The sequence below is a fragment of the Pelagibacterium montanilacus genome, from assembly GCF_003992665.1.
In the GTDB taxonomy this organism is placed as follows: Bacteria; Pseudomonadota; Alphaproteobacteria; order Rhizobiales; family Devosiaceae; genus Pelagibacterium; species Pelagibacterium montanilacus.
Genome location: NZ_RZMX01000014.1, coordinates 121,922 through 148,194 on the forward strand (window position 1 = coordinate 121,922; position 26,273 = coordinate 148,194).

Below are 26,273 nucleotides of genomic sequence, written 5' to 3' on the forward strand. Positions count from 1 at the left end.
ATGAACGATCAGACACCGATCAGGTTGAGCGGCGCGGAGGAAACCCTCCTGGCGCAACTCGAAAGCGTGGGGGCCCACGAGGCCGCCGGCGTTCTGCGCGCTTCGGGCCTGCCCACGCGGCGGGTCGAGGCTTACCACTACACCGATCTGCGGATGCTGCTTTCGGACGTGCCGCCCCTGGCCGGTCCGGCCCCGGCGTCGGGCGCTCCGGAATTTGACATTCCGGGCGCCTACCGCATCGTCGTCGCCAATGGCGAGATCCAGAACGCGGGCACTGCACCGGCCGGCGTGGCCGTGTCCACCCGGAAAGGCTCGCCGCTCGATGACCGGGACGACGTGCTCGTACGCCTCAACACCGCGCTGGTGGGCACCGCGCTCGATCTCGAGCTTACCGGCTCGGTCGATGCGGTGATCCATATCGACCGCCGGCTCGAGGGCGACGCCGCCCATGGCGCGAGCGCAGCGCGGATCTCGGTCGCTCCCGGAGCGACGGCCACGATTCTCGAGACCATCTCGGGGAGCGAGGCCGCCCACATGAGCAATGGCGGCACCACCGTCACGCTCGGGGAAGGCGCCAAGGTCACCCACATCGTCGTCGACCGGTTGCCCGAAAGTGCCACCCAGTTCGGCACCGTGGACTACCGGCTCGAGGCCGACTCCCGGCTCGTGTCGCTGGTCATCAACGCTGGCGCCGCGCTGGCCCGCACCCAGGTGTTCGCCGAGTTCGCCGGCGAGAGGTCGCACAGCGACTTCTTCGGCCTCAATCTCGTGGACACCGACGAGCATCGCGATATCACCCTCGATATCCGCCATGCGGTGCCCAACACCACGTCGACCGAGCTCTACAAGCAGATCGCGCGCGGACGGGGCAAGGGCGTCTTCCAGGGCAAGATCACAGTGGTCAAGGACGCCCAGAAGACCGACGCCCAGATGATGACCCAGGGCCTGATGCTCTCGGAAGAAGCCGAGATCCTCGCCAAGCCCGAACTGGTCATCTACGCCGACGACGTCGTCTGCGCCCACGGCGCCACCTGCGGCGATCTCGACGACACCTCGCTGTTTTACCTCATGAGCCGCGGCATCCCGCGCGCAGAGGCCGAAACCATGCTGATCCGCTCGTTTCTCGCCGAACTCGTGGACGGGATCGAGGCGGAGTACGTGGCCGAGGCCCTGACCGGCCTCATCGACAGCTGGCTTGCGAAAGTGCCCAAATGAGCTTTGATCTCGCGACGGTGAGGGGGCAGTTCCCGATCCTCGCCGAACAGATCCACGGGCGCAGGCTCGTCTATCTCGACAGCGCCGCCTCGGCCCAGAAGCCCGAGGCCGTGCTCGATCGGATGGACCATGCGTTCCGCCATGAATACGCCAATGTCCACCGGGGCCTGCACACGCTGGCCAACCGGGCGACCGAGGCCTATGAGGGCGCGCGCGAAAAGGTTCGCGGGTTCCTTGGCGCCGAACGGGCCGAGGAGATTGTCTTCACCCGCTCGGCCACCGAGGCGATCAACCTCGTGGCCCAGGCCTTCGCCGGCCCGCGGATCGGGAAGGGAGACGAGATCGTCCTCTCGATGATGGAGCACCACTCCAACATCGTGCCCTGGCATTTCCATCGTGAGCGCAAGGGCGCTGTGATCAAGTGGGTGGACGTAACCGACGAGGGCGCGTTCGATCTCGATGCCTTCGCCGCGGCCCTTTCGGACCGCACGCGCATGGTCGCGATCACCCACATGTCCAACGTGCTGGGCACCGTCACCCCGATCCGTGAGATCGTGGAGATGGCCCATGCGCGCGGTATTCCCGTGCTCGTGGATGGCAGCCAGGGCGCGGTCCATACCAAGGTGGACGTCCGGGAGATCGGCGCGGATTTCTACGTGATGACCGGCCACAAGCTCTACGGCCCCACCGGCATCGGCGTTCTTTACGGGCGCCATGAGCTGCTGGCCGGGATGGAGCCCTTCAACGGCGGTGGCGAGATGATCGATCAGGTGACCCTCGATGGCGTCACCTACAACGATCCGCCGCACAAGTTCGAAGCCGGCACACCCCCGATCGTGCAGGCCATCGGGCTGGGGGCGGCCATCGACTATGTGGACGGCCTTGGCCGGGACGCGATCGTCGCCCATGAGCAGGAGATCGCGGCCTATGCCACCGAGCGGCTCTCGGCGATCAACGCCCTGCGCATCATCGGCAACGCACCGGGCAAGGGCGCGATCTTCTCGTTCGTGGTCGAAGGCGCTCACGCCCATGACGTGTCGACGCTGCTCGACCGCTACGGCATTGCCGTGCGCGCCGGCACTCATTGCGCGATGCCTCTTCTCACACGATTTGGCGCAACCTCTACCTGCCGGGCCTCGTTCGCCCTATATAACGGGAAGGACGACGTTGATGCTCTCGTCGAGGGCATAGAAAAGGTCCAGAGCTTTTTTTGAGATGGAACAGATGAACGATACGCCAAGCAAGGACGATACCCCGGTCAATGCCGATGGCGAAAAGCTCGTCGCGGCAGGCAGCCAGCTTCCCGCCGAGGAAGTGGAACGGATCACCGCCGATCTCGTCGCCGCGTTCAAGACGGTCTACGACCCCGAAATTCCCGTGGACATCTACGAGCTGGGGCTGATCTACAAGGTCGATCTGGACGACGACCGCAAGGTTACAATCGACATGACCCTCACCGCGCCGGGCTGCCCGGTCGCAGGCGAGATGCCCGTCTGGGTGGAGAACGCGGCCCGCTCGGTCGAAGGCATTCAGGATGTGGACGTGAACATGGTGTTCGATCCTCCCTGGGGGCCGGACCGCATGAGCGAGGAAGCTCAGGTGGCGCTCAACTGGTGGTGATGGCCTGCGGGGTTTGACATTGGCTCCCTGGTTTACCACCTTGGGTGCAATGGCATCGCGCGCAATACAGTTCGAATGAATGGATGGTGACTGAAATGGCCCTTGCGATCATGTCGGTTTCCGAGACTGCGGCAAGCCGCATCCGGGAGATGATCGAGGACAGCGAAAAGCCGGTGATCGGTGTGCGCGTCGGCGTGCGCAATGCCGGCTGTGCAGGCATGGCCTACACCCTCGACTACGTCGCCGAAGCCGTGGCCGGTGACGACCACGTGCAGGACAAGGGCGTGGACATCTGGGTGGAGCCCAAGGCCACGCTGTTCCTGCTCGGGACGGTAATGGACTACGAGGAAACCAAGCTCAAATCCGGCTTCACCTTCAACAATCCCAATGAGGAGAGTGCCTGCGGCTGCGGCGAAAGCGTCCAGCTCAAGCCCGCAGACCTCGCTGAACTGGCGCGCGCGCGCTCTGGCGACAGCCACCCGGGGCTCTGAGTTTCGAACTCTGCTAAACGGAAAATGGGGCGGCGGGAGCCGGCCTTTTTCACTCCGGTGCCTTGAGAAGGGCGTGCGCTCATGAAGCGGAAGAATAGGTCCGCTTATTGTGCGGTCACTACGACGCGATGGGTGCGTCAGTGGCCGATGTCTCGCAGACCACCCTGTTCCGGCCACCGGATTTGGCGGCATAAAGGCACTTGTCGGCGCGCTCGATCAGCGCGGAGGCTGATTCCGGCGCGCCGCGCCACTGGGCGACTCCCAGCGAGAGTGTGATCCGCCCGAGCTTTTCGTTGGTGGAGCGCTTGAGCAGTTCCTTGGACTGGACAGCCTGCCGGATGTGCTCTGCCACGGTCAATGCACCGGACAGTTCGGTCTCGGGCAGAATGGCCACGAATTCCTCACCGCCGAATCGGGCGGCCATGTCACGTCCGCGGATATTGGCCTTGACCACCTGTGCCACCAGCCTGAGCACCTGATCGCCGGTCAGGTGCCCATAGGTGTCGTTGAAGGCCTTGAAGCGGTCTATGTCCATGACCAGCAGGCATAGGGGCGCGCGGGTCTCGCCTGCCTTTTCCATCTCCAGCGCAAGCTGTTCATCGAAACCCTTGCGGTTGGCGATCTTGGTCAGCGGATCGATCATCGCTTCGCGGCGCACCTTGGCCAGATCGCTCTGCAGGACGGCAAGATCACCCTTGGTGTTGGCAAGCTGGCTTTCGAGCTTGCGATTCATGTCCTGCATGCGCCGCGTCTCTTTGAGGAGCCGCGTGGAGAGGGCCTGGAGCGCCTGATCGTCGATACTGCCTTCAAGATCGCCCGAAGCCTGCAGCAGCGATCCCGAGTAGGAGTTCGCGGTCGCCATCGCAAGGTCGATGCTGGCATTCACGTTGGAAATGGTGCTGTTCATGACCTCGGAGAGGTCGCGAAGTTTTTCGTCGAGATTGGTGACTTCGAGAAAGCGTTCGCACAGCTCTGAAGCCTCATCGTCGCCGATCTGACCATTCGCGGTCAGCAACTCGTTGATCTGGGCGTTGAGCTCAGGCGTCGCGCCGGTCGCGTAGATGTAAAAGAGTTCGTAATAGACTGGATGGGCAGGAAGATTGGCGCGCTTGAGCATGCTGAGCGCAGCATTTGCAAATTCCGAAGCGCGATCAAAATCAAGTTTGGTCACGTTTGCCAACCGTCACTATACATATGGCTTTGGACGTCATCCGAACGTTAGGAACAGATGCAGTCAAATGATTCTGCTTTAACTATAGAGGAAGTGCTAGACTTGGCCCAAGCGAATGTCCAGCCCCCATGGTGGGGGCTGTTCATAAGTGGCGCTGGGAGCTAGCTTCACGAATTCAGGAGGCCTGCCGACCTGTGGAGCGAAGCAGGAAAGCGGGCACATGGGCGCCGGGGCCGAAGGACGACGGACCGTCGTCAGCCTGTTCCTGACGCTGGCGCTGCTTGCGCGTATTCTGGTTGGCGGGCGGGGTTTCCGCCTGCGGTGGTGCCTCGGCGACGGGAGCAGGGGCCGCAGCTGCAGCCTGCTGCTGCCGCGGGCTGGCTTCCGAGCGCCGCCCGCGTCCCCGGCTGCGGGTGCTCTTCTTGCGCTCTTCCGGAGCCGTCTCGCCCTCGCTGCGTTCTGCAGCAGGGGCATCCTGGAACGCCGGAGCCGCACCGGCCCAGTCGATGGGGCGCTGAATGAGCTTGACGATGGCGTCGACATACTTGCCCTCGGAGGGGACGACGAGCGTGATCGCGGAACCTGACCGGCCGGCGCGGCCCGTCCGACCGATCCGGTGGACGTAGTCCTCGGCATGGGTTGGCACGTCGAAATTGTAGACGTGGCTGACGGCGGGAATGTCCAGACCGCGTGCGGCGACGTCCGAGGCCACGAGGATCGCCAGCGATCCGGTCCGGAAACGATCGAGCGTATCCATACGGCTCTTCTGGTCCATGTCCCCGTGCAGCGCGCCCGCATTGAACCCGTGCCGCTCGAGCGAGCGGGCGACCGTCGCCACGTCGCGCTTGCGGTTGCAGAACACGATTGCGTTCTGCAATTCCTTGGCCGCGCGGATCTGGTCACGCAGGGCAGCCCGCTTTTCCTTGGGCGTGGCGCCAACCTTGAGCAGCTTCTGGTCGATGTTGTCGGCGGTCGAGTTCTGCCGCGCCACTTCGACCTGCACAGGATCGCGCAGGAAGCGTTCGGTCAGCTTGCGGATTTCCGGCGGCATGGTCGCCGAGAAGAACAGCGTCTGGCGGCGGGCGGGAAGAAGGCTGCAAATCCGCTCGATATCGGGGATGAAGCCCATGTCCAGCATGCGGTCGGCTTCGTCGATCACGAGGATGTCGACGCCGGTGAGCAGCAGCCTGCCGCGCTCGAAATGATCGAGCATGCGACCGGGCGTGGCGATAAGAACGTCCGCGCCGCGGTCGAGCTTCTTGTTCTGCTCTTCGAACGATACGCCGCCGATGAGCAAAGCGACCGTCAGCCGGTGGTTCTTGCCGTATTTCTCGAAATTCTCGTGCACCTGGGCCGCGAGTTCGCGTGTGGGCTCGAGGATCAGCGTGCGCGGCATACGAGCGCGCGCGCGGCCTTTCTCGAGCAGGGTGAGCATGGGCAGGACGAACGATGCCGTCTTTCCTGTCCCAGTCTGGGCGATGCCGATAAGGTCCTGCTTTTGCAGCACGTGCGGAATGGCCTGCGCCTGAATTTCGGTCGGCTGTGTATAGCCGGCCGCCGTTACTGCGTCCGTGACCTTGTCGCCGAGTCCGAGCTCAGAGAATTGAACTGTCAAATTGGATATCCACCATTAGTCTTTTGTCAGTACGGCAGCGAAACAGTCGGGAGCACTCTTGCCCGACACCGCCTGGAATGTTCTGCTCCGGAGGTATCGATCCTGGGGAGCTCTGCATGAGCAATAATCCCCGGAGCACCGATAACGTCACCGGAGTCAATGGCCTCTGACGCTGCGGACCATAGCGCAGCATGGCCGCGAGTCAACGAGATTTGCCCGGAATGGCTGCATGAGTAAACAAATCGGGTCGATTTGTTCGCTATATGCAACCTTTGTTGTATTTGATTGCCGTCACCGACCGCTAAACGTCCACGTCTGTGACGAATTCGGCATGTTCCTGAATGAAGGCGAACCGCGCTTCGGGCTTGTTGCCCATCAGCCTGTCGACTGTGCTGGTCGTGTCGCCCCGCTCGGTCACCACCCGCACCTGGAGCAGCGTACGGCTCTTGGTGCTCATGGTGGTTTCCTTGAGATGGGCGTGCGGCATTTCCCCCAGGCCTTTGAAGCGCGTCACCTCGACCTTGCCCCGGCCCGTGAACTCGGATTCCATCAGCGCGATCCGATGGCGCTCGTCCATGGCATAGACCGTCTTGTCGCCTTGCGTGATCCGGTAGAGCGGGGGCAGGGCGAGATAGAGGTGCCCGCCCTCGATCAGTTGCGGCAGCTCCTGGAAAAAGAACGTCATGAGCAGCGACGCGATGTGCGCGCCGTCCACGTCCGCGTCGGTCATGATGATGATCTTGTCGTAGCGCAGGTCCTCCTCGCGATACCGGTCGCGCGTCCCGCAGCCTAGTGCCTGCAGCAGATCGGCGATTTGCTGGTTGGCTGCCAGCTTGTCGCGGCTCGCTCCAGCCACGTTGAGGACCTTGCCCCGCAGCGGCAGCACGGCCTGGCTGGCCCGATCGCGGGCCTGCTTGGCGCTTCCGCCCGCGCTGTCGCCCTCCACGATGAAGATCTCGGCGCCCTGGGCGGCGGACTGGGTGCAGTCGGCCAGCTTGCCGGGCAGCCTGAGCTTGCGCGTGGCCGACTTGCGGTCGATTTCCTTTTCCTTGCGCCGACGAAGCCGCTCCTCTGCGCGGTCGACGGTCCAGTCCAGAAGGCGCGTCGCCTGTGCCGGCGCTGCCGTCAGCCAATGGTCGAAAGCATCCCTTATGGCGGTATCGACGATCCGACTGGCTTCCGAGGACGCCAGCTTGTCCTTGGTCTGGCCCACGAATTCGGGCTCGCGCACGAACACCGAGAGCATGGCGCCGCACTGGCCCAGCACATCCTCGGACGTGATGATCGAGGCGCGCTTGTTGCCGGTCATCTCCGCGTAGTTCTTGAGCCCGCGCAGGAGCGCTGTGCGCAGCCCGGATTCATGGGTGCCCCCGTCCGGGGTCGGAACCGTGTTGCAGTAGGACGAGGTGAAGCTGTCGCCCAGATACCAGGAGATCGCCCATTCCACCCCGCCATGGCCGCCCGGCTTGCCGGTCTTGCCCGAGAAGATGTCCTCGACGATGCGCGTCTTGCCCTCGATGCGACGGGTGAGGAAGTCACGCAGCCCGCCGGGGAAGTGGAATGTGGCTTTGGCCGGGACGCTGTCCCCGGCAAGGGCCTCGTCGCACGACCAGCGCAGCTCCACGCCGCCGAACAGATAGGCCTTGGCGCGCGTCATGCGGAAGAGCCGGTCGGGGCTGAACCTGAGCTGGTTGCCGAAGATCTGCGGGTCGGGATGGAACCGGATCGAGGTGCCCCGGCGATTGTTGACCCGCCCCTGGTTCTCGAGCACCGTTGTGGCCTTGCCGCGCGAATAGTTCTGACGATAGAGCGTCTGCTCTCGGGCCACTTCGACGATCAGATCGTCCGAGAGCGCGTTCACCACCGATATGCCCACCCCGTGCAGGCCGCCCGACGTTTCGTAGGCCTTGGAGTCGAATTTTCCGCCCGCATGGAGCGTGGTCATGATCACTTCGAGCGCAGAAAGCTGGGGCGCCTTGGGGTGGCTGTCTACCGGTATGCCGCGCCCGTTGTCGATAACGGTCACATAGCCGTCCGCCGACAGGTGCACCTCGATCCGCGAGGCGTGGCCGGCTATCGCCTCGTCCATCGAGTTGTCGATGACCTCCGCGAACAAATGGTGCAGGGCATTGATGTCGGTGCCCCCGATATACATGCCCGGGCGCCTGCGGACCGGCTCGAGCCCTTCGAGCACCTCGATGTCCGCCGCCGAATAGGAGTCGACCGAACCCGTACGTTCCCGGCTCACAGGAGCGTCGGGTTCGCGCTTGCGGGGAGCAGGGTCCGCCGGGGGAGGGGATGCACCGAAGAGATCGTTACTTGCTGCCATGAATTTTCGCCGGAGCTCCTCTCCGAATCACGTGCCGGGAATGGATATCATAGGGGAGGGCCAGATGAGCAAACACCACAGAAAGCAGGGCTCTTCAAGCCTTGCTGCGTAGACGTGGCGCAAGATGCGGTCTCGGGCAATCCCGTGTTGGGACACCTCGCCCCTCAAGATTGTGGCCAATGTTCAGCATTGGTTTGCATCTCATCAGCACTTTCTTAAGCACGTTCCACTACAACAGCATGCATACGGTCGAGTTGTCTGGAGTTGCCGTATGGGAGCCAAACCCCGCCGGAGTATTGCGTATTACCGGGCCGGGGTTCTGCTCGAAGCCTATTGGCGGGTGCGAGCCGGATTTTCAGGTATTGCGTACCGGCTCGCCCGCCTCTCGCTTCCCCGCGCCGCCGTCACCATGGGCGCCGTGCTTGCATTCTACCTCATTTGATCGCGCTGTTGCGCGCGGCTGACCGGACGGATAGACAAGGCAAAACCCGGTTCGAGGAGCCTTTTCGTGTCCGACGCGCAGCCCAAGCCCATCCGTCCCCTTTATTTCGTCGCCTCTTACCCGCGCTCGGGTTCCAACTGGGTGCGTTCGGTCATCTATCTGCTGGCGGTTCTCGCCCAGCCCGGTGCGCCCAAGAAGATCGATCTGCGCAATATCGACAACGTCATCCCTTGGGACATCCATCACACGCTCTACAACAAGGCGACCGGGCGTGATCCCGAAAAGATGGGCGAGGTCGAAATCGCCGCCGCGCGCGCCGAGGTCCATCATCTTCTCGCCACCGACTTCCCGGGTCTGCCTGTCGTGCGCACCCACGCCCTGCGCGGCACGTTCCACGGTCACCCCACGATCAACTCCAAAGTGACGCGCGGGGCGGTCTATATCGTGCGCAACCCGCTCGATGTCGCCGCCGAGCTGACCGTGGAGACCGGCGCCAAGCCGCTTCAGATCATCCAGGCCATGATGACCCGTAACCGGCGGATCAAGCCCGCAGAGCGCACCGTGATAGAGCCCCAGGGCTCATGGACCCAGAACGTCGCGAGCTGGACGCTGTCCAAGCAGAAGGAAATCCTCGTTCTCAAATACGAGGACATCGTCAAGAATCCCCGTCACCAGTTCCGCAAGCTGGCCGACCACATGCGCCTGCCGGCCACCGACGATGCGATCAAGACCGCCAGCGAGATGGTGCAGGCCCAGCGCAAGGGGGAGGGCCGGCCCGGCCGGGACCTCGACTACCGCAAGACCCTGCAGCCCATCCACGCCCGGGCGGTGATCGAGGGTCATGCCATCGAGATGGATCGCCATGGCTATCTCACCGATCGCGCGCTGGAATATGCGGGGCTTGATCGTGCCACGGCGCTCCGGATCGCAGAGCGCTACACGCCCCTGCGAGTCGGCGACGTCCCGGCGCAGAGCAACTAGGCACTGTCGCCAAAAGGAATTGAGCGACCCAGCCGACAAGTGCTGGCATGTTTATTGGCTTGGAAGGCTTCCCAATCTGAAGGTTCGGTTGCCGAAGCCAACCGGCGCCTGGCTGGCGATCCGGGTCCGCCACGGCATGGCGCGGGTCTAGATCTGGCCCAGGCTGAGCGGCAAGACGATTCTTGGGGCTTTCGTCTGCCGTCTGTAGTATCTGGAGGACGGCGTGGATGCCAATTACGGGATCCATGTAAGCACCAGTAGTTCCCCGCCTTGATAGACTGGGAAAGCGAAATGTGATGTGTGACCGTGGCATTGGAGGACGAAGTAATCGATATGCGAAAGAGAGTGTTTTCAGTTAGATCGGCAGTTGCCGTCTTTGCCATTCTGGGCCTGACATGCACGGCCGCGCCGGCCGACGAGTATGACGATGCCCTGCGATGTCTGCTCCTGATTGAGTTCGCCAAAAGGGATTACGCGCAGGGAAACGTCGATACGCTGCGTGATGCTGGCAATTTCTACATTGCCGAGACCGACCGGACGCGACCGCCCGAACTTACCGACCAACAAAAACTGGATCGGTTCAACTCCGTCCGAGAAGCCATCTTCGAAGAAGGCGGTTTGAGCGACGAGGCCAATCAGGTCACCGCCAAGGCATGTACGGAGCGCGTTGGCCTGGAACTTATCCTAGAATAGATCCTGCTGACGCCTAGCAAGAGCCGGGCGGCTCTCGCTTGATGTGCTGTAGCCTGGGCGAGACACGATGGCGGCGATTAGCCGCCATCGTGTCCGAAATCCTATGCCCGAGCCTTCTTCTCGTCCTGGCTGAGCACGGAGCCGCCAAGGCTCGCGATCTCGGTCTTGGTCAGCTTCTTGCCTCTCACCGCTCTGGACGCCAGCGTCGACATGCTCGTGGTCGAGCGCTTGCGCTCCGGCTGGGACTTGGCGCTTCTGGTCTTTGTCTTGGCGGTCTTGGTCACGCTCTCGGGTTTGATCTTGTTCCCTGATTTGGACATCGGAAATCCTTTCGCAGTTCATGGCAATTTCTGCGGCCTCGGCTGTGCTGCCCGGTCGCGTCTGCTGAAACGGCAATCCACAGACGCCGCTTTGGTTGCGCATCGGCCTCGGGCGCGCCGGCCTCAAGGCTGCGCGATCAGGATGTCGTCCTTCCCGCAAACCACTGCGACACAATAAAAAAGGGCCCCGGGAGGGGCCCTTTCGGTAGCAGATATCGCGTTCGGCTTACGCCGAGTAGTACATCTCGTACTCGACCGGGTGCGGGGTGTGCTCGAACTTGATGACTTCTTCCATCTTGAGCTCGATATAGGCGTCGATGAAATCGTCGTCCATCACGCCGCCGGCCTTGAGGAAGTCGCGGTCCTTGTCGAGGTTTTCCAGCGCTTCACGCAGCGAGGCTGAAACGGTCGGGATGTCCTTGAGCTCTTCTTTGGGCAGCTCGTAGAGATCCTTGTCCATGGCTTCGCCGGGGTGGATCTTGTTCTTGATGCCGTCGAGACCGGCCATCAGCAGAGCCGTGAAGGCGAGGTAAGGGTTCGCCATCGGATCGGGGAAGCGGACTTCCACACGCTTGGACTTGGGGCTCTGGCCGAACGGAATACGGCAGGAGGCCGAGCGGTTGCGTGCCGAATAGGCGAGCAGCACGGGGGCTTCGAAGCCCGGGACCAGACGCTTGTAGGAGTTGGTCGAGGGGTTCGTGAAGGCGTTGATCGCCCGGGCGTGCTTGATCACGCCTCCGATGTAGTAAAGGCACTCCATCGAAAGGCCGGCATATTCGTCACCGGCAAACAGCGGCTTGCCGTCCCGCCAGATCGACTGGTGGCAGTGCATGCCAGAGCCGTTGTCGCCATAGACGGGCTTGGGCATGAAGGTTGCGGTCTTGCCATAAGCCTGGGCAACCTGGTGCACGCCGTACTTGTAGAGCAGGACGTGGTCGGCGGCCGTGATCATGGGCGCGAACTTGATGCCCAGCTCGTGCTGTGCGGAAGCGACTTCGTGGTGGTGCTTTTCAACGACCACGCCCATCGAGGCGAGGGCTTCGAGCATCTCGCCGCGGATGTCCTGGGCGCTGTCGAGGGGAGGAACCGGGAAGTAGCCCTTCTTGATGCCGACGTGGTGGCCGGTGTTGCCGCCTTCGTAGTCCGCATCCGAATTGGTGCCCAGCTCGGTCGAATCGACCTGGAAGCCGACCTTGTAGGTCGTGCTGGAAAACTTGACGTCATCGAACAGGAAGAACTCGGGCTCCGGGCCGAAGACGACCGAATCGCCGACACCGGAGGTGCCCACGAAGGCTTCGGCCTTCTTGGCGATCGAACGGGGATCGCGGTTGTAGGGCTGGTAGGTGGCCGGCTCGAGAATGTCGCAGTTCACGCAGAGCGTGGGCGCGGCAAAGAACGGGTCGATATAGGCCGTGGAGTTGTCCGGCATCAGGACCATGTCGGACTCGTTGATGGCCTTCCAGCCGGCGATCGAGGAGCCGTCGAACATGACGCCCTCTTCGAACATGTCGGCATCCACGACAGAGGCGTCCATCGTGACGTGCTGCAGCTTGCCGCGGATGTCGGTGAAGCGCAGATCGACGTACTTGATGCCTTCGTCCTTGATCCGTGTGATCAGGTCTTGTGCTGAACTCATGGTTGTTTCCCCATTGTATGAGTTGAGGTTTGGTTCGGGCCGGTACCGGGAGGAGGGCCGCAGGAGAGGGGAGCAGCGCCGACTCTTTATAGAAGGGTCGGGCGCGCCGGTATCAGAGGGCTTCGTCTCCGCTTTCGCCAGTGCGGATGCGAATGGCCTGCTCAACGGGATAGACGAAGATTTTGCCGTCGCCAATACGGCCTGTTTGGGCCGCATTGCGAATGGCCTCGATCGCCTTGTCGGCGAACTCGTCGGCCACGACCACTTCCACTTTCACTTTCGGCAGGAAATCCACGACATATTCGGCCCCACGGTAGAGTTCCGTGTGCCCCTTCTGCCGCCCGAAGCCCTTGGCTTCCGTCACAGTGATCCCTTGCAGCCCGACCTCCTGAAGGGCTTCCTTCACTTCGTCCAGCTTGAACGGTTTGACGATCGCCTCGATCTTCTTCATGTCCACGTCTCCTTGGTGTGTTCGGGACCGGTTGCCTGGATTAATGCACATGGTATGCCAAGCGCGCCGATGGCAGAAAAATTCCGCTCAATCATGGGGTTGGGGCCCGTCGCCCTCAGATGGCCAAGGGTATCGCCAATTGCCAGCGATCGTCAAATAGGCAATGTGGCCACTTTTTAGGCAATGTTGTCAGGCGGTCGGTCCGCGTGCTGCGGCAATTGTCGGCAGTGCGGGGAGCAGGCGCGCGCCAAACAGGCTTTGACTGACCCTCTAAGTTGAGATAGACCGCTCGCCAACTCGGGCCGGACGGCGCGGGAGCGCGGGTGTGGCGGAACTGGCAGACGCACTGGATTTAGGTTCCAGCGCCGCAAGGCGTGGAGGTTCGACTCCTCTCACCCGCACCAAGTCCGGCACATCATCCGTATAGGTTCAATAAGATAAAGACGGGATCGACCTGAACATGAACGTGACAGAAACTGTGAATGAAGGGCTGCGTCGGCAGCTCGATGTGACTATCCCGTCGACGGTCCTGAGTTCACGGCTCGACGAAAAGCTGCAGGACGTCAAGGGCAAGGTCCAGATCAAGGGCTTCCGTCCTGGCAAGGTCCCCCTTTCGCACCTCAAGAAGGTCTATGGCCGCTCGGTCATGTCCGAGGTCATGCAGGAAGCGATCAACGACACCGTTGCAAAGACGCTCGAAGAGCGCTCCGAGAAGGCTGCCGCTCAGCCCGAGATCGATCTTTCCGACGATCAGGCCGTGATCAACCGCGTGCTCGACGGTGAGGAAGACCTCTCGTTCTCGGTGTCCTACGAGGTTCTGCCCCCGGTTTCGCTCATGGACTTCAAGTCCATCAAGATCGAAAAGCCGGTCGTTGCGATCAAGGACGAGGACGTCGACAAGGAACTCGACACCTTCTTCAAGAACAATCGCGGCTATGAGGACAAGGGCGATGGCGCCGTTGTCGCCGACGGCGATCGTGTCGGCATCTCGTTCGTGGGCAAGATCGACGGCGAGCCCTTCGAGGGCGGCAGCGCCGACCACACGCACCTGATCGTCGGTTCGGGCCAGTTTATCCCTGGCTTCGAAGAGCAGCTCGTCGGGATCAAGAAGGGCGAGGAAAAGACCATCAAGGTCACCTTCCCGACCGACTACCAGAACGAGGATCTCGCCGGCAAGGACGCCGAGTTCGAGATTAAGATGCTCCATGTCGATGGCCCCAAGGCCGATGTCGAGCTCAATGACGAGTTCGCCAAGTCCATCGGGCTCGAGGATCTTGCCGCCCTGCGCAAGGCGATCACCGACCAGATGGAAGCCCAGCTCGATTCGCTCTCCAAGCAGCGGACCAAGCGGCTCGTTCTCGACGCGCTCGACGACGGCCACAAGTTCGATGTGCCCGAAAAGCTCGTCGAGGCCGAGTTCAACGCGATCTGGAATCGCGTCAAGCACGAGGTCGAGCACCACGGCAAGACCTTCGAGAGCGAAGGGACGACCGAGGATAAGGCGCGTGAGGATTACCGCAAGATCGCCGAGCGCCGCGTGCGTCTCGGGCTGGTCGTCGCAGAGATCGGCAACACCAACGAGATCACGGTATCGGACGAGGAGCACCAGCAGGCGCTCGTCAACGAGGTGCGCCGCTTCCAGGGCCAGGAACAGCAGGTTTACGACTATTACCGCAAGAACCCGCAGGCTCTCGCCAGCCTGCGCGCGCCGATCTTCGAGAACAAGGTCATCGAATATGTGACCGAGCTCGCCACCGTCACCGAGAAGCCCGTCGAGCGTGAAGAGCTCGTCCGTCTCGTGCGCGAAGGCGAAGAAGGCTTCGATATCGACTCCGATCACGATCACTGATCGAAATCGCAACTGAAGTGACGAGGGCTCCGCAACGAATGCGGGGCCCTTTTCGTTTGAGGCGGGGGGATTTGAACTGGAGAAGACAGTGCAGGAACTCTTGACCCCCGCCCAGATGGCTCAGGCGGACCAACTTGCCGTTACATCCGGCGTGTCCTCGCTGACGCTCATGGAAAATGCCGGCCAGGCCGTCGCCTTCGAGATCGCCCGGCGATTTCCTCTCCAGCCCGTTCTGGTCCTGTGCGGGCCGGGCAACAATGGCGGTGATGGCTTTGTCGTGGCGCGCCTGCTCATCGAGCGCGGCTGGCCCGTGCGACTTGCCCTGTTCGGGGACCGCGAGGCGCTCTCGGGCGACGCCGCCGAGATGGAGAGCCTGTGGACCGGCCCGGTCGAGACTGCCGACGCCGGGATGTGCGCCGGCTTTGGCCTGATCGTCGATGCGCTTCTCGGCGCCGGGCTCTCCCGCAAGGTGGACGGCCGGCTCGCCGAGCTCATCGCCGCCGTCAACGCATCCGGGGCCAATATCGTGGCCGTGGACCTGCCCAGCGGCGTGGACGGTGCCTCGGGCCTCGTCATGGGCGCTGCGGTCAAGGCAGCGCTGTCGGTGACCTTCTTCCGGTCCAAGCCGGGCCATCTGCTCGAACCGGGCTCCAGCCTCTCAGGCGAGGTCGTGCTGACCGATATCGGCATCCCCGACCGCGTGCTGTGCGACATCGAGCCCGAGATCTTCGAGAACGATCCGCACCTCTGGACGCTGCCTCGTCGGGAGGCGTCGGACCACAAATACAGCTTCGGCCATTGCGTCGTGGTTTCGGGGGACGGCCTGCACACCGGGGCGGCCCGGCTTGCCGCGCTCGGCGCGGCGCGGGCAGGGGCGGGGCTGGTCACCATTGCCGGGCCCCGGGACGCTCTTGCCGTCCACGCAGCGCATCTGACCGAGATCATGCTGTCCCCTTGCGAGACGGCTCCCGATCTCGCTGCGCTGCTCGAGGATACCCGCAAGAACGCGATCGTGCTTGGCCCGGGTCTCGGGATCGGGGAGGCAACGCGTGCCCTGGTGCTCACCGCTCTCGAGCACGCACCCGCTGTCTTGCTCGACGCCGATGCCATAACCAGCTTTGCCGACTCGCCCCAAACCCTCTTTGGTGCCATTGCAGCGCGCCCCGGTCGGGGTGTGGTTCTCACGCCACATCACGGCGAATTCGGTCGGCTCTTTGCGCGGGCCGACGCCCCGTCCAAGCTCGACCGCGCCCGGGCGGCAGCGCGTCAATCGGGCGCTGTGATCGTCTACAAGGGCAGCGACACCGTTATCGCCGAGCCCGGCGGCAGAGCGATCATCAACGCCAGCGGCTCGACGCTGCTGGCCACCGCGGGCACCGGCGATGTGCTCGCGGGCATGATCGCGGGCCTTATGGCCCAGGGCATGGCCCCGGTAGACGCTGCATGCGCGGCAGTCTATGTTCACGGGCTGGCAGCGCGCGCTTTCGCCCGTCCCGGGATGATGGCGGGGGATATCCCCGCGCTGCTCCCCGAAGTGCTCGGTTCCCTCTCGGTTTGATAGAGGGAAATCGCAGGGCGGTTCGGGTGGCCGGTATCGCGTGGTTTTGGTGGGCGCTCGTGCACCATATTTGGGTGACGGGCGCGCTGGCTATTGAACCGCGTTCGTCCCGAGCCTATGTCACGGTTTACCGCACATTAATTCCTCTCCGCCTGCTATCGGCGTGGCTACATTTTTTGATTCGTTCCCCAAAGGGAGAGACTTCCGACATGCGAGATCCTGTCGATCTATACATGAACACGCTCGTGCCGATGGTGGTCGAGCAGTCCAACCGGGGCGAGCGCGCGTTCGACATCTATTCGCGCCTCCTGCGCGAGCGGATCATCTTCGTAACCGGTGTGGTCGAAGACAACATGGCGAGCGTCATCGTCGCCCAGTTGCTGTTTCTGGAATCGGAAAACCCGAAGAAGGAAATCGCCATGTACATCAACTCGCCGGGCGGCGTGGTGACCTCGGGGCTCTCGATCTACGATACAATGCAGTTCATCCGGCCCAAGGTGCAGACCCTGTGCCTGGGGCAGGCCGCTTCGATGGGGTCGCTGCTTTTGACCGCCGGTGAGGCCGGGATGCGCGGCTGCCTGCCCAATTCGAGAATCATGGTCCACCAGCCTTCTGGCGGCTATCAGGGCCAGGTCACTGACATCATGATCCACGCTCGGGAAGCCGAGAGCCTCAAGCGCCGGCTCAATGAAATCTATGTGAAGCATTCGGGCCGCTCCTATCAGGAGATCGAGGATCTGCTCGAGCGCGACCGCTTCATGAGCCCCGAAGAGGCAAAGGAACTGGGCCTGATCGACGACGTGCATATGAAGCGTGCCGTTCCTGAAACTCCGGCGTGAATATAGCGTCGAGGACGTGGTCGGGCGTCGCACTGGGTAGCGCACTCGTCGATTGCGCGTGTCGGTCTTGGCCTTTATGGTCGGGACCGGATTACATTTTGTTCACGTGTACCCCGTTAGCTTTGGGGAACACGCAAGGTTCAGGCGCATACGTGCGCACTGGGAGTAGCTAGATGTCGAAGGAAAATTCGAGCGGGGAATCCTCCAAGAACACGCTCTATTGCTCGTTCTGCGGGAAGTCCCAACACGAAGTCCGCAAGCTCATTGCAGGGCCGACCGTATTCATCTGCGATGAATGCGTGGAGCTTTGCATGGACATCATCCGAGAGGAATCCAAGACCTCCATGGTCAAGTCCTCGGATGGGGTGCCCACGCCAGCCGACATCTGCAAGGTTCTGGACGATTACGTGATCGGCCAGTGGAGCGCCAAGCGGGTCCTCTCGGTGGCCGTGCACAACCACTACAAGCGGCTCCATCACGCGACCAAGAACCAGGACGTCGAACTGGCGAAGTCCAACATCCTGTTGATCGGCCCGACCGGCTGCGGCAAGACGCTTCTGGCCCAGACGCTGGCGCGCATCCTTGATGTGCCCTTCACCATGGCCGATGCGACGACGCTGACCGAAGCGGGTTATGTGGGCGAGGATGTGGAGAACATCATCCTCAAGCTCCTGCAGTCAGCCGATTACAACGTCGACAAGGCGCAGCGTGGCATTGTGTATATCGACGAAGTCGATAAGATTTCGCGCAAGTCCGACAATCCTTCGATCACCCGGGACGTTTCGGGTGAGGGCGTGCAGCAGGCTCTGCTCAAGATCATGGAAGGCACGGTGGCGTCCGTGCCGCCCCAGGGTGGCCGCAAGCATCCCCAGCAGGAATTCCTGCAGGTCGACACCACCAACATCCTGTTCATCTGCGGCGGTGCGTTCGCAGGGCTCGAAAAGGTCATCGCCGCACGCGGCGAGGGCTCCTCGATCGGGTTCACCGCAGAGGTCAAGGATCCGCAGGACCGCAAGGTCGGCGACATCCTGAGCGAAGTGGCGCCCGAGGATCTGGTTCGGTTCGGGCTCATCCCCGAATTCATCGGCCGTCTGCCGGTGATCGCGACCCTCGAAGATCTGGACGTCGATGCGCTCGTGGAAATCCTCTCGGCCCCCAAGAACGCTCTGGTGCGCCAGTACCAGCGCCTGTTCGAAATGGAAAATGTCGAGCTGTCCTTCCACGAGGACGCGCTCAAGGCCATTGCCCGTCAGGCCATCAACCGCAAGACCGGTGCACGCGGCCTGCGCTCGATCCTTGAGGGCATCCTCCTCGATACCATGTACGACCTGCCTTCGCTCGAAGGCGTGGAAGAAGTCGTCATCAGCCAGGAAGTCATCGAGAACAAGGATGTCCGGCCGCTCTACATCTATTCCGAGCGTGCCAAAGAGGACATGAAGTCCGGCGCCTGAGGCTTGCTGTCGAGATATGCAAATTTGGAAAGCCCGGTGCGCAGCGCCGGGCTTTTTGAGTCAGAAGGGCACCGAGAGACCTTCCCGAGCCTCGGATTTCCCTTGATCCCGCCAGTTGCGGGCGCGCGGACAAGCACTGGTGGACTTCGGTCCCGCCTAAAACTGATCGCCCGTCCGCTTCAAGGGGTGGGCACAGAGGAAAATTCTGCGGGCGAACTTGTGAAAGCCCGCCTTTGCCCTATCTTTAGGGACGAAGCGTCGCGTGCCCCTGTGAGTCTGTGATCTCACCTTCACGCGGCCCGATACAGGCTGCCGGCTTCTCCCTCCTGCCGGCGCCGACGAAAGGATAGTGAATGTCGGACGACACCACCACCACACCCCAGTTCGACCGCGACAAGGTCTACCCCGTTCTGCCGCTGCGCGACATCGTCGTGTTTCCCTCGATGATCGTTCCGCTGTTCGTGGGCCGGGAGAAGTCCGTGCGTGCGCTCGAGGAAGTCATGCGCGAGGACAAGCACATCCTCGTGGTGACCCAGAAGAACGCTCAGGAAGACGATCCCGCGCCCGACGCCATCTACGAGGTCGGCACCATCGCGTCCGTCCTGCAGCTCCTCAAGCTGCCTGACGGCACGGTCAAGGTTCTCGTCGAGGGGCTGAACCGCGCCAGGATCGACCGCTACGTCCAGACCGAGGACTATTTCGAGGCTCAGGCCGAACCCATCGACGTGTCCGATCACGACAAGGTCGAGGCGGAGGCGCTTGCCCGCTCGGCGGTCAGCGAGTTCGAGAACTACGTCAAGCTCAACAAGAAGATCTCGTCCGAGGTCGTTGCCGCTGTCACCCAGATCGAGGACCATTCCAAGCTTGCCGACACCATCGCCAGCCATCTCGCGGTCAAGATCCAGGACAAGCAGGATATCCTAGGCACGCCCTCGATCACCGGGCGGCTCGAGCGCGTGCTCGGCCTGATGGAAGGGGAGATCGGCGTTCTGCAGGTGGAAAAGCGCATCCGCAGCCGCGTCAAGCGGCAGATGGAGAAGACCCAGCGCGAGTACTATCTCAACGAGCAGATGAAGGCGATCCAGAAAGAGCTGGGCGACAGCGAAGACGGCACCAACGAGCTCCAGGAACTCGAGGAGCGCATCGCCAAGGCCAAGCTTTCCAAGGAAGCGCGCGGCAAGGCGGACGCGGAGATGAAAAAGCTCAAGCAGATGAGCCCCATGTCCGCCGAAGCCACCGTGGTGCGCAACTATCTCGACTGGATGCTCAACCTGCCCTGGGGCAAGAAGTCTAAGGTCAAGAAGGATCTGCGCTTTGCCGAATCCGTTCTCGAGGGCGATCACTACGGGCTCGAGAAGGTCAAGGAACGCATCATCGAGTATCTCGCCGTACAGAGCCGCACGGGCAAGCTCAAGGGGCCGATTCTCTGCCTCGTGGGCCCTCCGGGCGTGGGCAAGACCTCGCTCGCGCGCTCGATCGCCAAGGCGACCGGCCGGGAGTATGTGCGCATGTCGCTCGGCGGTGTCCGTGACGAGGCCGAAATCCGCGGTCACCGGCGGACCTATATCGGGTCCATGCCGGGAAAGGTCATCCAGTCGCTCAAAAAGGCAGGCAAGGCCAATCCGCTGTTCCTGCTCGACGAGATCGACAAGATGGGCCAGGACTTCCGCGGGGATCCTTCCTCGGCGCTGCTCGAAGTGCTCGATCCCGAGCAGAATTCGACGTTCAACGACCATTACCTTGAAGTCGATTTCGACCTCTCGGACGTGATGTTCGTGACCACGGCGAACACGCTCAACATCCCCGGGCCGCTTCTGGACCGCATGGAGATCATCCGCCTGTCGGGTTACACCGACGAGGAGAAGTGGGAGATCGCGCGCCGGCACCTGATCCCTGAATCGCTCAAGGAGCACGGGCTCAAGGACGGCGAGTTCGACCTGCCCCAGGCAAGCCTTGAGCTTCTCACGCGGCGTTACACCCGTGAGGCGGGGGTGCGCAGCCTCAAGCGCGAGATCGCCAATCTGATGCGCAAGGTGGTCAAGGATATCCTCGTGACGGACAAGACCGCCATTTCGGTCACGCCCGAACTGGTCGAGGAATATCTCGGCCCGCCGCGGTTCCGCTATGGCGAGATCGATGCCGAACCCCAGGTCGGTGCGGTCACCGGACTTGCCTGGACGTCGGTCGGCGGCGAGTTGCTCACCATCGAAGGCATCATGAGCCCGGGCAAGGGCAAGATGACCGTGACGGGCAACCTCAAGGACGTGATGAAGGAATCGATCTCGGCGGCGGCGACCTACGTCAAGGCTCGCGCTGTGGAGTACGGGATTGAGCCTCCGCTGTTCGAGAAGCGCGATATCCACGTGCACGTGCCCGAGGGCGCAACGCCCAAGGACGGGCCGTCCGCGGGTATTGCCATGGCTACGGCGATCGTCTCGGTGATGACGGGCATTCCCGTGCGCCACGACGTTGCCATGACCGGCGAGATCACGCTGCGGGGCAGGGTGCTGCCCATCGGCGGGCTCAAGGAAAAGCTCCTGGCGGCCTTGCGGGGCGGGATCACCAAGGTCCTCATCCCCGAGGAGAATGTCCGCGACCTCAAGGACATTCCCGAGAACGTCAAGCAGGGGCTCGAGATCGTCCCGGTCTCGCGCATGGGCGAAGTGCTCAAGCACGCTCTGGTCGAGGAGCTCAAGCCGATCGATTGGGACTTCGAGACCAACGCGGCGCCCATCGCCGACAAGCCCGCCGCCGATGGCGAGGAAACCGGATCGGTTCTCGCCCACTGAGGTGTCCGGACACGCGATGACCCTTAACTGGCGGCGCCCCTCCGGGGGCGCCGTTTTGCGTTTTGCGGCGAGATCACCGCCGTCCGGGCATGCCATTCTGTCATATCGGTGTGTTGATCGCGGTGGAAAAACCGCCGATTCGGAGGGCAAACAGCCCGGAAACCCGCAGTTTTCCTTGCTTTTGCCCCGGAATCGTAATTGGGTGGTCCCGCTTCCGCTCACCCTCTCCCGGTGGGCAATTCATTGTGAGGAAACGCTATGAACAAGAACGATCTGAGCGCGGCCGTCGCCGAGAAAGCCGATCTCTCCAAGGCCCAGGCGGGGGCGGCAGTCGATGCTGTTTTCGAGGCCATTACGGCTGCTCTGAAGGGCGGCGACGAAGTGCGTCTCGTCGGCTTTGGCACCTTTGCCGCATCGCAGCGCAAGGCAACCAAGGGCCGTAACCCGGCCACGGGTGCGGAGATCGACATTCCCGCTTCCGTCCAGCCTAAGTTCAAGGCGGGCAAGGGCCTGAAGGACGCGCTGAACTAAGCGACCAGGATCAGTCCTGAAACGGGTTCGGCCCTGGACGCGTCCGGGGCCTTTCCTTTTCTGGGGGCTGGGGCAGGGCGCTATTGACGCCCTCGGCGCATGCGGCTAAGCAGTGCGCGAACTTGTGGATCGTGGCCCATTGAAGCCACGCCGCGGGGCGATTAGCTCAGTTGGTAGAGCGCCTCGTTTACACCGAGGATGTCGGCAGTTCGAGCCTGTCATCGCCCACCATTTTCCCCTTTTTTCTGAAATATTTAGCCCGGTTGCCGGGGGCTTTGCCGTGGCTTTTTTCGAGAGCGGATTTTTTCCTCGTCAAAGTGCGTTTGTGACGCTTGACTTGCCTCTGGGTCCCCGGTAAACGATCCCCACCTTGCCGGAGACGAACGGCTCCGGATCGCAAGGGGGTGTAGCTCAGTTGGTTAGAGCGCCGGCCTGTCACGCCGGAGGTCGCGGGTTCGAGCCCCGTCACTCCCGCCACTTTTTCATGACATTGATGTTCTGGATATTTGGCGGCGGGCCTGCCGTTTGGCGACGTTTGTCGTCACTTGGAAGGGCCCTTCCTTTCCATGACGAGGCTTCGCGCGAGATCCACCAGATCGCATCGCAGATCGTGGAAGATGCCTGAAAGCATGTCGCTTGAATCCCTGAAGGCCGCCGCCCAGTCGGCGTAGCGGCTCCTCGTGCCGATCATCACCGGGCTGAGGCCCGTATTCCGTCCTGTGCGGCTGTTGCGTGCCATCTCCCTGGCCTCCCCATCTTGATCTTGCTTGCCTTGTCCCCGGAAGCGCCTCTGCGCAGCCGGGAAGATGGTGCAATAATGCGCAAATTGCAGGCAGCGTTCCATAATCCCGTCCAGTGGCGGCCCTGCGATGGGTTGGTGCTTGCGTAATCGGGGGCGCGGCGGTATGCCCGGACATCTCGCGCTCAAGCTATCAAGGGGCTGAACTATGGTTGATTTCGCACGGGCTCGTCGGGCAATGGTCGACGGTCAGCTCCGGACGGGCGGCATCGTCGACTGGCGGATTCTCGACGTGATGAACACGGTGCCCCGGGAGGAATTCGTCCCCGAGGCCCGCAAGGGCCTGAGCTATATCGACGAGGTCATCGAACTGCCCAGTGGCCGGTGCCTGCCGACCCCCACCGCGTTCGCGCGCCTTGTTCAGCTTGCCGAACTGGGCCCCAACGACGTTGTCCTCGATGTCGGCTGCGGCAGCGGCTATTCCACCGCAGTTCTCGCTGGCCTGTGCGGCGCTGTCGTGGGGCTCGATACCGATGAGGCTACCGTGGGCCACGCCAATGACACGCTCTCGGGGCTCGATATCGGCAACGCGGCGGTCGTCACGGGCGCCCTGCAGGACGGGGTCCCCCGTGAGGCGCCGTTCGACGCCATCGTGATCGAGGGCGGGGTGGAGTTCGTCCCCCCCTCGCTTCTCGACCAGCTCAAGGACGGGGGGCGGCTGGTCGCCTCGATCGGTCGTGGCAATGCGGCCGTCGCTACGACGTATCACCGTTCGGGCAGCGAGATCAGCCATCACCGCGGATTCAACCTCAACGTGCCCGCGCTCGAGACCTTCTGGCGAGAGCCCGAATTCGTTCTTTGAACCGTCACATGTGTTGCCGTCCAGACACGCCCTGCGGCTGCAATCGTTAAAGTTTGTTCAGGTTGCCGGTGGGGTCGTTGATTGCGCCCGGGCGAAGCCGTACCTTGGCGCATCGCTGGAGGCGCTATCATGTCATTTTTTCGAGTATCCTGCGTTGGCGCGATGAGTCTCGCACTTCTGCTCCCCACTGCTTCTGTTCAGGCACAGTCGCTTACCGAGGCGCTCGCCAATGCCTATAACAACAGCACGGACATATCCTCGGCCTTCCTGACCGTCCGGTCCGCAGGGCAAGGCATCCGCGCTGCCGAAGGGCAGATCCTGCCCACGATCAGCGGCCAGGCCGGTGTGTCGGGGAACTGGACCGACAGTCCGCAGCCGGGCGGGGACGAGTTTTCCACAAGCCAGCAGTTCGGACTGAGCTACAACCAGACCCTGTTCGACAGTTTCGCCACCGGCGCCGCCATCCGCGCCGCGCAGGCGCAGTACGACGCGGCCATATACTCGGTGGCCAACACCGAGCAGAACGTTCTTTTGAGCACGGCCACGGCCTATTTCGAGGTCATCCAGGACCGTCGGATCGTCGAAATCCGCAGGGAGGACATCGGCTTCGTCCGCGCGCAACTCCAGTCCGCCCGCGACCGGCTCGAGCTGGGCGAGGGGACGCGTCTGGACGTTGCCCAGGCCGAAGCCACGCTCGCCCAGTCCGAGGCAAGCTATCAGGCCGCCATCAGCAACCTGCGGATATCTGAAGCCAATTATCAGCGCTGGGTCGGGGGTGAACCCCGCAGCCTTTCGGGCGGTCTGCGCGTGGGCCATCTGCTCCCCGGTTCGGTGGATGCGGCGCTCGCGGTCGCGGTGATCGAGCATCCCGGACTTCTCGCTTCCCAGGCCCAGATCCGGGCAGCGCAGTTCGAAGCCGAGGAAACCCGCGCCAGCTTCGGGCCGACCGTTTCCATCTCGGGCGGCGCCAATCTCAACCGCGGCGACTCGGGTTCGACCTCGGCGTCAGCCAATTTCGGGCTCAACCTTTCGATCCCCATCTACACGCCCACCAGAAGCCCGGCCATCGAGCAGGCCAATATCGGCCGCATGCAGTCCGAGCTCGACGCGTTCTCCACGCGCGACCAGATCATCGAGGCGGTACGCCAGGCATGGGCAGGGCTGCAATCGGCCTCCGCACAGATCGAGTCGGCCACCGCTGCGGTCGCGGCCAGCCGGCTCGCGCTTGAGGCGACGGTCGATCGCGCCGATCTGGGCGAGGGCACGACCCTCGACACTCTGGATGCGCGGGCCACCCTGCTTTCGGTGGAAGAGGGACTCGTGCAGGCTCAGGCCCAGCGCTCGATCGCCAGCTATTCGCTGCTTGCCGCCATGGGCCGGCTCACCGCGCTCGATCTTCAGCTTCCGGTGACCCCGCGGACGGCCGAGGGCGTCGCCATCGCCGAGAAAGTACCTGCGGCGGCCCCTGCAGCGCCCCGCGATGCGTGGGGCAACCTGCGTTAGGTCGCGCACAGCCTCGGCCCCGCTGGGCCAAGGCTGGTCTCTCGATTTCCGTGGAATACCCCAATTGGGCGCCGCACTGCCGTTTTCGGGCAGTTCGGTGCACGTTAGGGTAAACTATGCGAATCACGCCGATCGAGATCGGCAGCGCGGTCAGTCAAGAGTACGCCTCGCGTATTGAGGCGCAGCACCATCGGGGCAAGCATGAACCAGCCGGCGTCCAAAGAACCCACCATGGATGAAATCCTCTCCTCGATCAGGCAGATCATTGCCGATGACGACGAGGCGGCGACGTCGACCAAGCCAGTGCGCCGGTCGCTTGAAGAAGTGAAGCCCGTCGCCCCGGCCGAAGCGCGGAAGTCCGATCAGGTCATCGACCCGTTCGAGGACGATGAGGACGAGGCCGAACCCCTCGCTCTCTCCAACGACCAGATCGTGGAGGACCCGGAAACGGCTTCGGCACAGCCCATGGACGATGACTGGCCCACGCCGGCGTCAGCAGCCTCCGGCGCCAAGCTCGAGCCTGTCGCGCCCACCGCCGAGGCCAGGAAGCCAATGGCCGGTTCCGCATCGCAAGGCGATGATCAGGTGGGCCCGATGGCCCGCGCGGTGGCGGACAAGGCCCGGGCCGAGGCGCCTGCCGCAAAGGCTCCCGAGTCGCGGGAAGAGCCCGAGGCGGCGAAGCCTGCTTCGGCAGCTCCCGAGGCTGAAGACGAGCCGAGCCTTGTCGTGCCCGACGATATCGCTTTCGAGCAGGACGAGGATGTGGCCCGTCGTCCCGATCTATCGCGTCGCCCGTCGGTTGCCGATGCGGCCCCCTTGCCCGACTCGAGGTTGAGCTCGGATTTGGCCGAAGAGCTTCTCGGCCCGGCCACCGAGGCTGCCGTCCGCTCGGCGCTCTCGAAAGTGCAGTCCCCCAAGAGCCGGCCTGACATGGCGTTGGGCGCGTCCAACCTCACGATCGAGGCGATGATCCGCGAAATGCTGCGGCCCATGCTCAAGGAATGGCTGGAGGAAAATCTTCCCTCCATGGTCGAACGCATCGTGGTCCAGGAAATCGAACGGGTCTCGCGCGGCGGTCGCTGAGCGGCCCTGGCGCGGCGGAATGGTTGACTTCCGCCGCCAGCTTGGCTTTACACGATGACACAGTGATCTCCTCCCGCCCTTGCCAACAGGGGCGGGCTATTCTTG

The 26,273-nt window shown here is 62.9% G+C and carries 23 protein-coding genes and 3 tRNA genes; 19 read left to right on the plus strand and 7 right to left on the minus strand.

Annotated features, from left to right (window positions below; all coding sequences use genetic code 11):
• The 4 genes from sufD (at position 1) to EO136_RS05520 (ending at position 3,326) form a co-directional block, all read left to right on the plus strand.
• A complete protein-coding gene (gene sufD, locus EO136_RS05505) occupies positions 1-1,215 on the plus strand; it encodes a Fe-S cluster assembly protein SufD (protein WP_164730449.1) in 1,215 nt (404 codons plus the stop codon).
• Positions 1,212-2,429 carry a cysteine desulfurase gene (locus EO136_RS05510; RefSeq protein WP_127143466.1) on the plus strand — a complete coding sequence of 406 codons (1,218 nt, stop codon included), beginning with the start codon at positions 1,212-1,214 and terminating at the stop codon, positions 2,427-2,429. The genes sufD and EO136_RS05510 overlap by 4 nt, the downstream gene beginning before the upstream one ends.
• 10 nt (positions 2,430-2,439) lie before the next feature.
• On the plus strand, positions 2,440-2,835 hold the full coding sequence (locus EO136_RS05515; protein WP_127143467.1) for an SUF system Fe-S cluster assembly protein: 396 nt from the start codon (positions 2,440-2,442) through the stop codon (positions 2,833-2,835).
• Between the two features lie 95 nt (positions 2,836-2,930).
• The gene (locus tag EO136_RS05520) at positions 2,931-3,326 is read left to right on the plus strand and encodes a HesB/IscA family protein (protein WP_164730450.1); all 396 of its coding nucleotides are present in this window, start codon (positions 2,931-2,933) and stop codon (positions 3,324-3,326) included.
• 118 nt (positions 3,327-3,444) lie between these two features.
• Here the strand turns inward: EO136_RS05520 and EO136_RS05525 are convergent, their stop codons facing one another.
• The 3 genes from EO136_RS05525 to parE all read right to left on the minus strand — a co-directional run bounded on the left by EO136_RS05525 (position 3,445) and on the right by parE (position 8,441).
• Positions 3,445-4,497, minus strand: a complete 1,053-nt coding sequence (locus tag EO136_RS05525) for a GGDEF domain-containing protein (RefSeq protein ID WP_127143468.1) — start codon at positions 4,495-4,497, stop codon at positions 3,445-3,447.
• 175 nt (positions 4,498-4,672) lie between these two features.
• Positions 4,673-6,112 (minus strand): DEAD/DEAH box helicase, encoded by a 1,440-nt coding sequence (locus EO136_RS05530; protein ID WP_127143469.1) that lies wholly within the window; start codon positions 6,110-6,112, stop codon positions 4,673-4,675.
• A gap of 301 nt (positions 6,113-6,413) precedes the next feature.
• On the minus strand, positions 6,414-8,441 hold the full coding sequence (gene parE, locus EO136_RS05535) for a DNA topoisomerase IV subunit B (RefSeq protein ID WP_127143470.1): 2,028 nt from the start codon (positions 8,439-8,441) through the stop codon (positions 6,414-6,416).
• 271 nt (positions 8,442-8,712) lie between these two features.
• Here parE and EO136_RS18550 point away from each other — a divergent pair, with 271 nt between their 5' ends.
• The 3 genes from EO136_RS18550 (at position 8,713) to EO136_RS05545 (ending at position 10,557) form a co-directional block, all read left to right on the plus strand.
• The gene (locus EO136_RS18550; protein WP_164730451.1) at positions 8,713-8,883 is read left to right on the plus strand and encodes a hypothetical protein; all 171 of its coding nucleotides are present in this window, start codon (positions 8,713-8,715) and stop codon (positions 8,881-8,883) included.
• Between the two features lie 66 nt (positions 8,884-8,949).
• On the plus strand, positions 8,950-9,864 hold the full coding sequence (locus EO136_RS05540; RefSeq protein WP_164730452.1) for a sulfotransferase domain-containing protein: 915 nt from the start codon (positions 8,950-8,952) through the stop codon (positions 9,862-9,864).
• A 300-nt stretch (positions 9,865-10,164) separates the two neighbouring features.
• A complete protein-coding gene (locus EO136_RS05545; protein WP_127143472.1) occupies positions 10,165-10,557 on the plus strand; it encodes a hypothetical protein in 393 nt (130 codons plus the stop codon).
• Positions 10,558-10,658: 101 nt separating this feature from the next.
• Here the strand turns inward: EO136_RS05545 and EO136_RS05550 are convergent, their stop codons facing one another.
• The 3 genes from EO136_RS05550 to EO136_RS05560 form a co-directional block, all read right to left on the minus strand.
• Positions 10,659-10,877, minus strand: a complete 219-nt coding sequence (locus tag EO136_RS05550; protein ID WP_127143473.1) for a hypothetical protein — start codon at positions 10,875-10,877, stop codon at positions 10,659-10,661.
• 226 nt (positions 10,878-11,103) lie between these two features.
• Positions 11,104-12,513 (minus strand): type I glutamate--ammonia ligase, encoded by a 1,410-nt coding sequence (glnA, locus tag EO136_RS05555; protein WP_127143474.1) that lies wholly within the window; start codon positions 12,511-12,513, stop codon positions 11,104-11,106.
• A 112-nt stretch (positions 12,514-12,625) separates the two neighbouring features.
• A complete protein-coding gene (locus EO136_RS05560) occupies positions 12,626-12,964 on the minus strand; it encodes a P-II family nitrogen regulator (RefSeq protein WP_127143475.1) in 339 nt (112 codons plus the stop codon).
• A gap of 319 nt (positions 12,965-13,283) precedes the next feature.
• Here EO136_RS05560 and EO136_RS05565 point away from each other — a divergent pair.
• From EO136_RS05565 to EO136_RS05605, 9 genes are all read left to right on the plus strand, one after another.
• A tRNA-Leu gene (locus EO136_RS05565) sits at positions 13,284-13,368 on the plus strand.
• A 56-nt stretch (positions 13,369-13,424) separates the two neighbouring features.
• Positions 13,425-14,813 carry a trigger factor gene (tig, locus tag EO136_RS05570; RefSeq protein ID WP_127143476.1) on the plus strand — a complete coding sequence of 463 codons (1,389 nt, stop codon included), beginning with the start codon at positions 13,425-13,427 and terminating at the stop codon, positions 14,811-14,813.
• A gap of 88 nt (positions 14,814-14,901) precedes the next feature.
• Positions 14,902-16,371 (plus strand): NAD(P)H-hydrate dehydratase, encoded by a 1,470-nt coding sequence (locus EO136_RS05575; RefSeq protein WP_127143477.1) that lies wholly within the window; start codon positions 14,902-14,904, stop codon positions 16,369-16,371.
• A 209-nt stretch (positions 16,372-16,580) separates the two neighbouring features.
• Positions 16,581-17,210: an ATP-dependent Clp protease proteolytic subunit gene (locus tag EO136_RS05580; protein WP_127143478.1), complete on the plus strand. Its 630-nt coding sequence runs from the start codon at positions 16,581-16,583 to the stop codon at positions 17,208-17,210.
• A 173-nt stretch (positions 17,211-17,383) separates the two neighbouring features.
• Positions 17,384-18,661, plus strand: a complete 1,278-nt coding sequence (gene clpX, locus EO136_RS05585; protein WP_127143479.1) for an ATP-dependent Clp protease ATP-binding subunit ClpX — start codon at positions 17,384-17,386, stop codon at positions 18,659-18,661.
• A gap of 353 nt (positions 18,662-19,014) precedes the next feature.
• The gene (gene lon / locus EO136_RS05590; protein WP_127143480.1) at positions 19,015-21,450 is read left to right on the plus strand and encodes an endopeptidase La; all 2,436 of its coding nucleotides are present in this window, start codon (positions 19,015-19,017) and stop codon (positions 21,448-21,450) included.
• A gap of 258 nt (positions 21,451-21,708) precedes the next feature.
• Positions 21,709-21,981 carry an HU family DNA-binding protein gene (locus tag EO136_RS05595; RefSeq protein ID WP_127143481.1) on the plus strand — a complete coding sequence of 91 codons (273 nt, stop codon included), beginning with the start codon at positions 21,709-21,711 and terminating at the stop codon, positions 21,979-21,981.
• A gap of 155 nt (positions 21,982-22,136) precedes the next feature.
• Positions 22,137-22,212: transfer RNA gene (locus EO136_RS05600), tRNA-Val, on the plus strand.
• A gap of 169 nt (positions 22,213-22,381) precedes the next feature.
• Positions 22,382-22,458, plus strand: a tRNA-Asp gene (locus EO136_RS05605).
• A gap of 64 nt (positions 22,459-22,522) precedes the next feature.
• Here the strand turns inward: EO136_RS05605 and EO136_RS05610 are convergent.
• On the minus strand, positions 22,523-22,825 hold the full coding sequence (locus tag EO136_RS05610) for a hypothetical protein (RefSeq protein ID WP_127143482.1): 303 nt from the start codon (positions 22,823-22,825) through the stop codon (positions 22,523-22,525).
• 103 nt (positions 22,826-22,928) lie between these two features.
• Here EO136_RS05610 and EO136_RS05615 point away from each other — a divergent pair, with 103 nt between their 5' ends.
• From EO136_RS05615 to EO136_RS05625, 3 genes are all read left to right on the plus strand, one after another.
• Entirely contained in the window at positions 22,929-23,582 is a 654-nt protein-coding gene (locus EO136_RS05615) for a protein-L-isoaspartate O-methyltransferase family protein (protein ID WP_127143483.1), read from the plus strand.
• Between the two features lie 129 nt (positions 23,583-23,711).
• Positions 23,712-25,085 (plus strand): TolC family outer membrane protein, encoded by a 1,374-nt coding sequence (locus EO136_RS05620; RefSeq protein WP_127143484.1) that lies wholly within the window; start codon positions 23,712-23,714, stop codon positions 25,083-25,085.
• 231 nt (positions 25,086-25,316) lie between these two features.
• Positions 25,317-26,168 (plus strand): DUF2497 domain-containing protein, encoded by an 852-nt coding sequence (locus EO136_RS05625; protein WP_164730454.1) that lies wholly within the window; start codon positions 25,317-25,319, stop codon positions 26,166-26,168.
• Positions 26,169-26,273 lie beyond the last annotated feature (105 nt).

Bases quoted from the DNA above. Each gene is read 5' to 3' on its own strand.
- sufD (WP_164730449.1), top strand. From the start codon at position 1: ATGAACGATCAGACACCGATCAGGTTGAGCGGCGCGGAGGAAACCCTC.
- EO136_RS05510 (WP_127143466.1), top strand. From the start codon at position 1,212: ATGAGCTTTGATCTCGCGACGGTGAGGGGGCAGTTCCCGATCCTCGCC.
- EO136_RS05515 (WP_127143467.1), top strand. From the start codon at position 2,440: ATGAACGATACGCCAAGCAAGGACGATACCCCGGTCAATGCCGATGGC.
- EO136_RS05520 (WP_164730450.1), top strand. From the start codon at position 2,931: ATGGCCCTTGCGATCATGTCGGTTTCCGAGACTGCGGCAAGCCGCATC.
- parE (WP_127143470.1), bottom strand. From the start codon at position 8,441: ATGGCAGCAAGTAACGATCTCTTCGGTGCATCCCCTCCCCCGGCGGAC.
- EO136_RS18550 (WP_164730451.1), top strand. From the start codon at position 8,713: ATGGGAGCCAAACCCCGCCGGAGTATTGCGTATTACCGGGCCGGGGTT.
- EO136_RS05550 (WP_127143473.1), bottom strand. From the start codon at position 10,877: ATGTCCAAATCAGGGAACAAGATCAAACCCGAGAGCGTGACCAAGACC.
- glnA (WP_127143474.1), bottom strand. From the start codon at position 12,513: ATGAGTTCAGCACAAGACCTGATCACACGGATCAAGGACGAAGGCATC.
- EO136_RS05560 (WP_127143475.1), bottom strand. From the start codon at position 12,964: ATGAAGAAGATCGAGGCGATCGTCAAACCGTTCAAGCTGGACGAAGTG.
- tig (WP_127143476.1), top strand. From the start codon at position 13,425: ATGAACGTGACAGAAACTGTGAATGAAGGGCTGCGTCGGCAGCTCGAT.
- EO136_RS05580 (WP_127143478.1), top strand. From the start codon at position 16,581: ATGCGAGATCCTGTCGATCTATACATGAACACGCTCGTGCCGATGGTG.
- clpX (WP_127143479.1), top strand. From the start codon at position 17,384: ATGTCGAAGGAAAATTCGAGCGGGGAATCCTCCAAGAACACGCTCTAT.
- lon (WP_127143480.1), top strand. From the start codon at position 19,015: ATGTCGGACGACACCACCACCACACCCCAGTTCGACCGCGACAAGGTC.
- EO136_RS05595 (WP_127143481.1), top strand. From the start codon at position 21,709: ATGAACAAGAACGATCTGAGCGCGGCCGTCGCCGAGAAAGCCGATCTC.
- EO136_RS05610 (WP_127143482.1), bottom strand. From the start codon at position 22,825: ATGGAACGCTGCCTGCAATTTGCGCATTATTGCACCATCTTCCCGGCT.
- EO136_RS05615 (WP_127143483.1), top strand. From the start codon at position 22,929: ATGGTTGATTTCGCACGGGCTCGTCGGGCAATGGTCGACGGTCAGCTC.
- EO136_RS05620 (WP_127143484.1), top strand. From the start codon at position 23,712: ATGTCATTTTTTCGAGTATCCTGCGTTGGCGCGATGAGTCTCGCACTT.
- EO136_RS05625 (WP_164730454.1), top strand. From the start codon at position 25,317: ATGGATGAAATCCTCTCCTCGATCAGGCAGATCATTGCCGATGACGAC.